Origin of the sequence: Streptomyces sp. NRRL F-2580, from assembly GCF_000720115.1 — a bacterium.
Classification (GTDB): domain Bacteria; phylum Actinomycetota; class Actinomycetes; order Streptomycetales; family Streptomycetaceae; genus Streptomyces.
Map to the genome: position 1 here is coordinate 22,808 of NZ_JOIR01000053.1, position 10,782 is coordinate 33,589.

A 10,782-nucleotide genomic window follows, 5' to 3' on the forward strand; every position below is an offset into this window, starting at 1 on the left:
CCGGGGGCCGGCCCCCGGCAACGGCGCCGCACACGCCACGGGTCAGACGCCCCCGAAGGCGGACAGGATGCGGTCCGCCGCGGAGGTCGGGGTGACGGACCCCGCGCGTACCGCGGCCTCAAGCTCCGGCGCGAGCTCCCGCACCGCGGGATCCGCCCGCAACCGCTCCAGCAGCTCCTCCCGGACCATCGACCACGTCCACTCCACCTGCTGCGCAGCCCGCTTCGCCGTCAGCCGGCCCCCCGCGTCCAGCAGGGTCCGGTGCTGTTCGAGGCGGTTCCACACCTCGTCCAGCCCGGCCGACTCCCGCGCACTGCACGTCAGGACCGGCGGCGTCCAGGCCGCGTCCACGGGGTGCATCAGCCGCAGCGCGCCCGACAGTTCCCGCGCCGCCGCCTTCGCGTCGCGCTCGTGCGGGCCGTCCGCCTTGTTGACCGCCAGGACGTCCGCCAGTTCCAGGACGCCCTTCTTGATGCCCTGCAACTGGTCGCCCGTACGGGCCAGGGAGAGCAGCAGGAAGGAGTCGACCATGCCCGCCACCGCGGTCTCCGACTGGCCCACGCCGACCGTCTCGACGAGGACCACGTCGTAGCCCGCCGCCTCCATCACGATCATCGACTCGCGGGTGGCCTTGGCGACTCCGCCCAGCGTGCCCGCCGACGGGGACGGCCGTACGAACGCCGCCGGGTCCACCGACAGCCGCTCCATCCGGGTCTTGTCACCCAGGATGGAGCCGCCCGTGCGCGTGGACGACGGGTCCACCGCGAGGACCGCGACCCGGTGGCCCAGACCCGTCAGCATGGTGCCGAACGCGTCGATGAAGGTGGACTTGCCCACCCCCGGGACACCGCTGATGCCGATCCGGCGGGCCCGCCCCGCGTGCGGCAGCAGCTCCGTCAACAGCCCCTGCGCCAGCCCCCGGTGAGCGGGCAGGGTGGACTCGACGAGGGTGATCGCGCGGGCGATGAACGCGCGCTTCCCGTCGAGCACCCCCTTCGCGTAGGCCTCGATGTCGATCTTCGGCACCGGCGGCCGCCTACAGCTCGTGGCCCAGGTCCGCGGCCAGCCGCGTCACCAGGTCGTGGGCCGCGTCCGGGATCACCGTGCCGGGCGGGAACACCGCCGTCGCGCCCATCTCCAGCAGCGTCGGGACATCGGCCGGCGGGATCACGCCGCCCACGACGATCATGATGTCCTCGCGGCCCTCCTCCGCCAACTGCTCGCGCAGCGCCGGTACGAGGGTCAGGTGGCCGGCCGCCAGCGACGAGACGCCCACCACGTGGACGTCCGCCTCGACGGCCTGGCGGGCCACCTCCGCCGGGGTCTGGAACAGCGGGCCGACGTCCACGTCGAAGCCCAGGTCGGCGAAGGCGGACGCGATCACCTTCTGGCCGCGGTCGTGCCCGTCCTGGCCCATCTTGCAGACCAGGATGCGCGGACGGCGGCCCTCCGCCTCCTCGAACCGGTCGATGAGCGCACGGGTGCGCTCCAGGGACGGGGACTCGCCTGCCTCGGTGCGGTACACACCCGAGATCGTACGGATCTGGCTCGCGTGCCGCCCGTACACCTTCTCCAGAGCGTCCGAGATCTCACCCACCGTGGCCTTGGCGCGCGCCGCGTCCACGGCGAGGGCCAGCAGGTTCCCGTCCCCGCGCTCGGCCGCGTTGGTCAGCGCCCGCAGGGTGTCCTGCGTGACCCCCTCGTCGCGCTCCTCGCGCAGCCGCCGCAGCTTGGCGATCTGCTGGGTGCGCACCGAGGAGTTGTCGACCTTCAGGACGTCGATCGCCTCGTCGTTCTCCACGCGGTACTTGTTCACGCCGATCACCGGCTGCCGTCCGGAGTCGATGCGCGCCTGCGTGCGCGCCGCGGCTTCCTCCACGCGCAGCTTCGGGATGCCCGCGTCGATGGCCTGCGCCATGCCGCCGGCCGCCTCGACCTCCTCGATGTGCTGCCACGCCCGGCGCGCCAGGTCGTACGTCAGCTTCTCGACGTACGCGCTGCCGCCCCACGGGTCGATGGACCGGCAGGTGCCCGACTCCTGCTGGAGCAGCAGCTGGGTGTTGCGGGCGATGCGCGCCGAGAAGTCCGTCGGCAGCGCGAGCGCCTCGTCGAGGGCGTTGGTGTGCAGCGACTGGGTGTGGCCCTGGGTCGCCGCCATCGCCTCGATGCAGGTGCGCGTCACGTTGTTGAAGACGTCCTGCGCGGTCAGCGACCAGCCCGAGGTCTGCGAATGCGTGCGCAGCGACAGCGACTTGGCGTTCTTCGGGTCGAACTGCTTGACCAGGCGCGCCCACAGCAGGCGGGCCGCGCGCAGCTTCGCGACCTCCATGAAGAAGTTCATGCCGATCGCCCAGAAGAACGACAGGCGCGGCGCGAACGCGTCCACGTCCAGCCCGACCGCCTGACCCGCCCGCAGGTACTCCACGCCGTCGGCGAGGGTGTACGCCAGCTCCAGGTCGGCCGTGGCCCCGGCCTCCTGGATGTGGTAGCCGGAGATGGAGATCGAGTTGTACCGCGGCATCTTCTGCGAGGTGAACGAGAAGATGTCGGAGATGATCCGCATCGAGGGCTTGGGCGGGTAGATGTAGGTGTTGCGGACCATGAACTCCTTGAGGATGTCGTTCTGGATGGTCCCGGCGAGCTTGTCGGGGGAGACGCCCTGCTCCTCCGCCGCCACGATGTACAGCGCGAGGACGGGCAGCACCGCGCCGTTCATCGTCATCGACACCGACATCTTGTCCAGCGGGATCCCGTCGAACAGCTGCCGCATGTCGTAGATCGAGTCGATCGCCACGCCCGCCATGCCGACGTCGCCCGTCACGCGCGGGTGGTCGCTGTCGTAGCCGCGGTGCGTCGGCAGGTCGAAGGCCACGGACAGGCCCTTCTGACCGGACGCCAGGTTGCGCCGGTAGAAGGCGTTCGACTCCTCGGCCGTGGAGAAGCCGGCGTACTGCCGGATCGTCCAGGGCTGGTTCACGTACATCGTCGGGTACGGGCCGCGCAGGTACGGGGCCACGCCCGGGTACGTCTGCAGGAAGTCCAGGCCTTCCAGGTCCCGCCCGGTGTACAGCGGCTTGACCCCGATGCCCTCGGGGGTCTCCCACAGCAGGTCGGCGGCCGCGGTGCCGGTGGACTCCTTCACCGAGGCCCGCCACTGCTCCTCGGAGACCCCGGCGGCGGAGGAGCCGAGCGCCAGCTCGGAGAAATCGGGGATGCTCATGACGGCACTCCCATCCGGTCGAGTACGGAGGACAGCACGGCGACGGCGTCACAGCCGGCGAAGACGTACTCGTCCACGGAAGCCTCTGCGGTGCCCGGCCGGCCGGCGAGGAAGACGGTCGTGGCGCCCGCCGCACGCAGCGCCCCGGCCACCGCCGCGGCCTGCTCCTCGTACAGCGCGTCGCTGGAGCAGATCACGGCGATGCCGTCGGCGCCGCTCGCGGCGTAGGCCTCGGCGGCCGTCGCCGGGTCCACCGACACCGGGTCGTGCACCGGTTCGATGCCGCCCGCCTGGAACAGGTTCGAGGCGAAGGTGGCCCGCGCGGTGTGCGCGGCCGCCGGGCCCAGCGCGGCGAGGAAGATCCTCGGCCGGGCGCCGGTCGCCGCCAGGTGCGCGTCGCTGCGGGCGCGCAGGGCCTCGTAGGCCTCGTCGCGACGCACGCGCGGCAGTCCGCCGGTGGGCCCGGCGGGCGCGGGCTCGCGTACGACCGGCTTCTCCGACAGCAGCGGGAACTCGCTGACGCCGGTGATCGGTTCGCGGCGCTTGGCCAGCTTCTTGGAGCGCTCCGCCCAGGTGGCGGCCAGCCGCTCGGCGACCAGACCCGAGCGCAGGGCGGCGGCCTGGCCGCCGGCCTTCTCGACGGTCCGGAAGAACTCCCAGGCGGCGTGGGCCAGTTCGTCGGTGAGCCGCTCCACGTAGTACGAGCCGCCGGCCGGGTCGATCACCCGGGCCAGGTGCGACTCCTCCAGCAGGATGGTGGAGGTGTTGCGGGCGATCCGGCGCGCGAAGGCGTCCGGCAGGCCCAGCTCGTGGTCGAAGGGGAGCACGGTGACCGAGTCCGCGCCGCCCACGCCCGCGGCCATGCAGGCCACGGTGGTGCGCAGCATGTTCACCCAGGGGTCGCGGCGGGTCATCATCACCGGCGAGGTCACCGCGTGCTGGAGCTGGGCACCCGCCTCCGGGGCCCCCGAGGCCTCGGCGATACGGGCCCACAGCCGGCGCGCGGCGCGCAGCTTGGCGATGGTGAGGAACTGGTCCGCGGTGGCGGCGTAGCGGAACTCCAGCTGCCCGAGGGCGGCTTCGGTGCTCAGTCCGGCCTCGGTGAGGGTGCGCAGGTAGGCGACGCCCGTGGCCAGGGACAGGCCGAGCTCCTCGGCGGCGCTGCCGCCGGCCTCGTGGTACGGCAGGGCGTCCACGGTCAGGGCGCGCACCCCGGGCCAGCCGGCGGCGGCCTCCCGGGCCAGCTCCACGGCGGCGGCCGGGTCCAGGGCTTCCCCGGTCCGGGCCTCGTGGCCCAGCGGGTCGGCGCCCAGCGAGGCCCGCGCGACCTCGGGGGCCACCGCGCTCTCGGTGAACAGGCGCAGCAACTCGCGGGCGGCTTCGGCGTATTGGGCTCCCGCGTCCAGGGAGACCGGGGCGAGGTCCAGGTAGACCCCCTCCAGCGCCCGCGCGAGGCCGTCGACCGGGAGGCCGCCCCGGCCCACGGTGAACCAGAGGGAGGTGACCCCGTTCTCCAGGTCGGCGAGGGCCGCTTCGTTCACGCGCACCGGATCGGTGCCCGCGAGGCGCTGGCGCACGTCCCAGCCGTTCGCGGTGGTGCCCTCCGGCCTGCCTCCGCGTACGAAGGGGGCGAAGCCGGGCAAACCGGTGTCGGGAGCCGTCCCGTCGGGCGGCGCGGTGTACAGCGGGCGGGTGGTGAGCCCGTCCTCGAGAGGGGTGGACAACGCATCTTCTGCGGCCTCGCCGGAGGCTTCCTTGCCCGACTTGCGCAGTACGCCTTCTACAAGGCGCTGCCACTGCTCATGCGTCGCGTCAGGGAACTCGGCGGCCAGGGAGAGCCCGTCGTCAGGCAGGACCGTCATGGCTCGAATGCTAGGGGCGGGCGGTTGAGGCGCACCATACCGTCCGGTGTGATCTCGCCCTCTCGTGAGATCCGACAAGGATCTTGGCCACAGGGCTGAGCAGCGCCGTTGCCGAGGTACTGGAGAGTAGGGCCGGACCCGCGCGCGTTACCACGATCCGCCGGAGATCTCCACGGGCGGGCGAGCGCTCCGTCGCGGCGCCCCCGCTCTCCCGGGAACCTCTGCCGCACGGGACGCCTTCCCGTGCGCTCACGCCCGCGACCGCCGGATTGAAGACTTCCGACAGAAGCGCCGGCCCCGGGTCCGGTCCCGGCTCCGGTCCCGGCTCCGGTCGCGGGACCCGGGGTCCCGGGTCAGGGGATGTGGATGCTGTCGACGACCCGGTCGTGCATCCCCTTCAGGGACTTCCCGTCCGCCTCGGGACCCAGGGTCAGGACCTGCACGAGGTGGTCGTCATCGCCGATCACGCGCACCCACCCGACGAGGTGCTCGCCGTCCTCCTCGGTGGAGAGGCGCGCGTCGATGGCCTGGCGGCCGTCGACCGTCGTCTTCTTGACGTCGGTGCTGGTGAGGGGCTCGCCGCCGAGTTGCTCGTACATGCTGGTGAGGCCCTGGAGGGCCTCGTCGAGGGAAAGCTGGTCGCCGGGCATGTCGTGGACGGTGAAGCCGACGGCTCCCTCGGGGGTGTCCACTCCGTACGCGCGGGCCTCCACCGACTCGCCGGCGGCGGTGGGCACGGAGGCCTTCCGCACCTTGGCCTTTCCGGGCAGCTCGGCCGTGATGCCACTGGGGGGATCGGTGGTCTTCACCCATTCCACGGCGGGCGCCGCGGTGACGACGCCGACGTACGCGGTCGGAGGGGCGCAGAGGGTGGGGGCGGCGAGCGCGGGGGCGGAGGGGAGCAAGCCCGCGGCCACCAGGGCAGCCGGGGCGGAGAGCATCAGGAGGCGGCGCGTCCGAGAACGGTCGGTCATGCAGATCACTTCCTCCGGCGTGGTGGCGGCGCCGGGGACGGACGATCACGTGCGGTTCCCGGCCCGCCCTCCCAGCGTCCGCCCCGACGGGTCCGGAGGCATCCGGACGGGCCCGCCCCGGGCGTGTCTGCGGTGATCCGTTCCGCCCCGGCGGTACGGGTGGTGGGCGGGCCGGTGGAGCCCGTGGTGCGAGGGCGCGAGTGGCGGGAGTCGGTTGTGGCGATGGTCGGACTGTTCTGGATCACCCCGGACGCGGTGTACGTGGGGTCTCCGCCGAACGCCCTCGGGGGCTGCGTGCGGCTGACCGGCGACGGGCCGGAAGCGGTGGACCCCGACGGCGACCGTGCGTGGGCGTGGGAAGGACTGCGTTCCGCGGTCGTCGAGGACGTGCCCGTCGAGGGCCCGTCGGGCCGCGCCTCGAAGCTCCTCGGGGCGGTGGTCTCGGCCGCGCTCGGCGCCTTCACGGGCGAGGGGCCGCCCGAGATGACCCTGCGGCTGGAGACGGAGAACGGGCCGGAACAGGTGACGGTGTACGCCGCGGTCGCCGGCTACGGCGCCGGGGAGACGGCCCTCTCCCAGGAGCTGCTGGCCCGGTTCGTCGCGGGAACCGCGGACCCCCGGACCCTTGAGGCCTGGGGCCGCGACCACGCCCCGGAGGGTACGCCCAGGCCGGCCGAGCGGGAGTCGCTCCTGCGCACCTGGGCCCGGGCCTGAGCGGGCCGGCGGGCCTGGGTGCTCAGTCCTCCAGGCGGACGGGCATCAGCAGCGAATAGGCGTCCTCGGTGTCGGTCCGGCGGATCACCAGGGGCGCGGTGGGGGCGCCGACCTCCAGGACCAGCCGGTCGCGGGCTCCGGCGGCGAGGGCGTCCAGCAGGAAATCGCGGTTGACGGCGACGCGGGCCGGGTCGTCGTCGCCGTCCTCGCAGACGCTCACCCCGCCGTCGGCGGTCACCTTGAGCACGCTGAGGTCGCAGGTCACACCGTCGTGCCCGAGCGCCTCACCCGTACGGACCGGGCCGGTCTCCACCGCCTCCCGGAAGGCCGCGACATCGACGAGGGCGCGGCGCCCCGCCGGCAGGCGGACGAGACGCCGGTAGTCGGGGAACTCGTGGCCGACGCACCGGCCGGCCGTCTGCCGGTCCCCCGCCTCCAAGGTCACGCGGTCACCGTCCACGGCCAGCCGGACCGGGGCGTCGTCGGTCAGCAGCGCCCGCATCGCGTCGGCGAGCGGGGACGCCACGATGGCCTGCACGCGGGGCCCGCCGTAGCCGGTGGTGGCGGTCCGCGCGACAGCCATCCGGTACCGGTCGGTGGCCACGACGCGGAGCGCGTCGCCCTCGATGTCGAACAGGACGCCGCCGAGCATCGGCAGCTCCGGATCGGTGCCGGCGGCGAAGCGGACCGCGTCCAGCGCGGCGGCCAGCGCGGGGGCGGAAACGGCCGGCCGGACATCGGCGGTGCCGGTGCCGGTGCCGGTGGCGGCGGTGCGGAGTACGGTCATCGGGTCTTTCTCCCTGCGGTCGAGGAGCGCTCGGACGGCGGAGAACGCGCTGCGGGCATCGGACAGCCCCCGTTCGAGACGGCGCAGGTGTGCCTCCAGCAGCTTGCGCACCAGGTCGGTGTCCGCACCCGACCAGCCCGCCAGCACCAGCCGGATGTCCGCCAACGGCATGCCGGCCCGCCGCAGCCGGGCCAGCAGGCCGGCCTCTTCGAGCTGTTCGGGGCCGTACCAGCGGTAGCCGCTCACCGGATCCACCCAGGCCGGGACCAGCACGCCGGCCCCGTCGTAGAACCGCAGGGTGCTGACACCCAGTCCGCTGTCCCGGGCCATCTCGCCAATGCTGCGCATCTCGCTCTCCACACCCAGAACTCTGCGCCCTCCACCAGGTCGAGGGTCAACCGTGGCGGCGGCGTTGCGGGGTCGTGAAATCCAGCCATGGATTTTCGGCCGCCGACGGCCGTGCGGATGATCTGCCGGATCGACGGAATCCGCAGGTCACAGCAGCTGTACGGGGTCAGGTGAGAGGTTTGTTCCGGCCACCCCGGGGGGCCGCGGGAGGGGGTTGACCGGCGGCGGGGGCGCTGACAGTCTCCGAGCCATGTCCGCGACCGAACTCCTCGCCACGCGGCTCCACACCCCCGGCCTCTGTACCGAGCCGGGCGAGTGTCCGGGCCGCTGTCCGGCCCCCACGGCCTGACCCCCGCCCGCACGCCCTCCCGGACCCCGCCCCACGGGCCCGCCCCGGGACGCGCCCTCCCGGACCGCCTCCACGGACCGGCCCCCGGGACGCGCCCTCCCGGACCGCGCCTGCGGGTCGACCCCCGGGGCGCGCGCTCTCCCGGGCCGGCGCCCACCAGGACCGCCTTCCCGGGACGCCACGTCACCGGACCGGTGCCCGAGGGCTGCCATCCCGAGGCGGGCTCCCCGACCCGGCTCCCCTGACCGGGGACGTACCGCACCGGCCCATCCCGACTCGGCCCCCTGACCGGGGCGCCCGACAGGGCCGAATCCCGTCACCAATGCCCCACCGGGGACGCCTCCCAGGACGCCCCCAACGTCTGCTCCACCGACGCCCCCGCGATGCCGTACCGATGCCCGCACCGGGAGGGCCCCCAACCAGGGGACGCCCTTCCGTCGGGACGGCCCCGGCGGGTCCCTCACCGGAACCCACCGGGGTGGCCCCGCACCGGAGTTGTCCAGCTGGGTGGTCCCCAACCAGGGGCCCCGTCCCGGCAGGACGCCCGGGCGCGGCGCCTCTGGGGGGTGCCCAGCCGGAACCCACCGGGGTGGCCACGTGTCGAGTTGTCCAGCTGGGTGGTCCCCAACCAGGGGCCCCGTCCCGGCAGGACGCCCGGGCGCGGCGCCCCTGGCGGGTGCCCCACCCGGAACCCGCCGGGGTGGCCACGTGCCGAGTTGTCCAGCTGGGTGGTCCCCAACCAGGGCCCCCCGTCCCGGCAGGACGGCCCGGGCGCGGCGCCCCTGGGGGTGCCCCACCGGAACCCATCGGGGCGGCCCCGCACCGGAGTTGTCCGACCAGAACGGCACCCCACCAGGAGCCGCCGTTCCGGCAGGACCGCTTCGGCGTGGTGCCCACGGCGGGTGGTCCACCGGAATCCGCCGGGGGAGATCTCGCGCCGGGGTTGTCCGGCCAGGACGGTGCCCGACCAAGGGCCGCCGTTCCGGCAGGGGCAACCGGTGTGGGTGACCGCGGCGAGTGCTCCACCGAGGCCCCAGGGGTGCCTCGTATCGGGGTGGCTCGCCGTGGGCACCACGCACGGCGCGGTACGCCCCGCCGGGGAGGTCCCGACGGCTCGCCCTACCGGGAGGCTTCGGCCGGGACGGTCGCCCCGCCAGGGTGGTCCACCGGACGGATCTCCATCGGGGATGGACCTCACCGGCGGCCTGGGGCTCCACCAGGGGTGCCCAGCCGGCGCGGCATCCGGCGGGGCTGTCCGCCGGGACGGCCCGCCAGGGTGTCCTCCCGGGGTGGGGGCCGTATGCGGGGTCGCTCGGACCGGGGCCCTGACGTCGGAGGGGCCGGCGGCGGGGCGGCCGGGCTCCCGAGGGGCCTCCGCGCCTTCGGGGGCCGCCCCCCGCAGCCGTACCGCCCGCACCACGCCACGTCACGCCGCACCACGTCACGCCACGTCACTCCGTTTCCGCCGCTGCGGCGACCAGCCCGCCCGCAGCCAGTCCTCAGCAGGGAGCTCCCATGGCCACCACCCTTCCCGCCCCCACCGTCTCCGTCACCAAGATCGGCGGCCGCATCGGCGCCGAGATCGGCGGCGTACGGCTCGGCGGCGACCTGCCCGACGGCACCGTCGCCGAGATCCGCGCCGCCCTCCTCGCGCACAAGGTCGTCTTCTTCCGCGGCCAGGACCACCTCGACGAGGCCTCCCACGAGGCCTTCGCCGAGCTGCTCGGCGCACCCGTCGCGCACCCCACCGTCCCCTCCGCGGACGGCCGTTACGCCCTCGGCATCGACTCCCACCACGGCGCCCGCGCCAACCAGTGGCACACCGACGTCACCTTCGTCCCCGCCTACCCCGCCTTCTCCGTCCTCCGCGCCGTCACCATCCCCCCGTACGGCGGCAACACCCTCTGGGCCAACACCGCCACCGCCTACGGCAACCTCCCCGAGCCGCTCCGCGCCCTCGCCGACAGCCTGCGCGCCGTGCACTCCAACGAGTACGACTACGCCGCGCTCAAGCCCGACGCCCTCCCCGAGGCCCTGGCCCAGTACCGCGAGGTGTTCACCTCCACCAAGTTCCTCACCGAGCACCCGGTGGTCCGCGTCCACCCCGAGACAGGCGAACGCACCCTGCTGCTCGGCAACTTCGTCCAGCGGATCAAGGGCCTCACCGGCCGCGACTCCCGCGTCCTCCAGGACCTCTTCCAGTCGCACATCGAGAGCCCCGAGAACACCGTCCGCTGGCAGTGGCAGACGGGCGACGTCGCGATCTGGGACAACCGCGCGACCCAGCACTACGGCGTGGACGACTCCGACGACCACGAGCGCACCCTGCGCCGCGTCACCGTCGACGGCGACGTCCCGGTCGGTCCCGACGGCGAGCCCTCCCGCCTGATCAGCCCGGAGACCGTCCCGGACCCCGCCTTCGGCATCCCGTCCGGCGCCTCCACAACTGCCTGACCGCCACGCCTGACCGGCCCCGCCTGACCGCCTCCGCCTGCTCGACCCCGTTCCGCCCCGCCCAGCACCCCCCC

At 74.1% G+C, this 10,782-nt stretch carries 7 protein-coding genes; 2 read left to right on the forward strand and 5 right to left on the reverse strand.

The window, feature by feature from the left end; all coding sequences use genetic code 11:
• Positions 1 to 42 precede the first annotated feature (42 nt).
• The 4 genes from meaB to IF88_RS0136315 all read right to left on the reverse strand — a co-directional run bounded on the left by meaB (position 43) and on the right by IF88_RS0136315 (position 6,056).
• Positions 43 to 1,026 carry a methylmalonyl Co-A mutase-associated GTPase MeaB gene (gene meaB, locus IF88_RS0136300; RefSeq protein WP_030722771.1) on the reverse strand — a complete coding sequence of 328 codons (984 nt, stop codon included), beginning with the start codon at positions 1,024 to 1,026 and terminating at the stop codon, positions 43 to 45.
• 10 nt (positions 1,027 to 1,036) lie between these two features.
• Positions 1,037 to 3,220: a methylmalonyl-CoA mutase gene (scpA, locus tag IF88_RS0136305; RefSeq protein WP_030722773.1), complete on the reverse strand. Its 2,184-nt coding sequence runs from the start codon at positions 3,218 to 3,220 to the stop codon at positions 1,037 to 1,039.
• Positions 3,217 to 5,082, reverse strand: a complete 1,866-nt coding sequence (locus IF88_RS0136310; RefSeq protein WP_030722775.1) for a methylmalonyl-CoA mutase family protein — start codon at positions 5,080 to 5,082, stop codon at positions 3,217 to 3,219. Before IF88_RS0136310 ends, scpA begins: the two co-directional genes overlap by 4 nt.
• A gap of 353 nt (positions 5,083 to 5,435) precedes the next feature.
• A complete protein-coding gene (locus IF88_RS0136315) occupies positions 5,436 to 6,056 on the reverse strand; it encodes a hypothetical protein (RefSeq protein WP_030722777.1) in 621 nt (206 codons plus the stop codon).
• A gap of 132 nt (positions 6,057 to 6,188) precedes the next feature.
• Here IF88_RS0136315 and IF88_RS0136320 point away from each other — a divergent pair, with 132 nt between their 5' ends.
• Positions 6,189 to 6,770: a hypothetical protein gene (locus tag IF88_RS0136320; RefSeq protein WP_158754806.1), complete on the forward strand. Its 582-nt coding sequence runs from the start codon at positions 6,189 to 6,191 to the stop codon at positions 6,768 to 6,770.
• Positions 6,771 to 6,792: 22 nt separating this feature from the next.
• Here the strand turns inward: IF88_RS0136320 and IF88_RS0136325 are convergent, their stop codons facing one another.
• Positions 6,793 to 7,905 (reverse strand): MerR family transcriptional regulator, encoded by a 1,113-nt coding sequence (locus IF88_RS0136325; protein ID WP_078893368.1) that lies wholly within the window; start codon positions 7,903 to 7,905, stop codon positions 6,793 to 6,795.
• A gap of 1,864 nt (positions 7,906 to 9,769) precedes the next feature.
• On the opposite strand from IF88_RS0136325, the gene IF88_RS0136330 reads away from it, so the two are divergent.
• Entirely contained in the window at positions 9,770 to 10,708 is a 939-nt protein-coding gene (locus tag IF88_RS0136330; RefSeq protein ID WP_030722787.1) for a TauD/TfdA dioxygenase family protein, read from the forward strand.
• Positions 10,709 to 10,782 lie beyond the last annotated feature (74 nt).

What these genes read in the sequence shown, in the direction of transcription:
- IF88_RS0136315 (WP_030722777.1), bottom strand. Translation starts at nt 6,056, where the DNA reads ATGACCGACCGTTCTCGGACGCGCCGCCTCCTGATGCTCTCCGCCCCG.
- IF88_RS0136310 (WP_030722775.1), bottom strand. Translation starts at nt 5,082, where the DNA reads ATGACGGTCCTGCCTGACGACGGGCTCTCCCTGGCCGCCGAGTTCCCT.
- IF88_RS0136330 (WP_030722787.1), top strand. Translation starts at nt 9,770, where the DNA reads ATGGCCACCACCCTTCCCGCCCCCACCGTCTCCGTCACCAAGATCGGC.
- scpA (WP_030722773.1), bottom strand. Translation starts at nt 3,220, where the DNA reads ATGAGCATCCCCGATTTCTCCGAGCTGGCGCTCGGCTCCTCCGCCGCC.
- IF88_RS0136325 (WP_078893368.1), bottom strand. Translation starts at nt 7,905, where the DNA reads ATGCGCAGCATTGGCGAGATGGCCCGGGACAGCGGACTGGGTGTCAGC.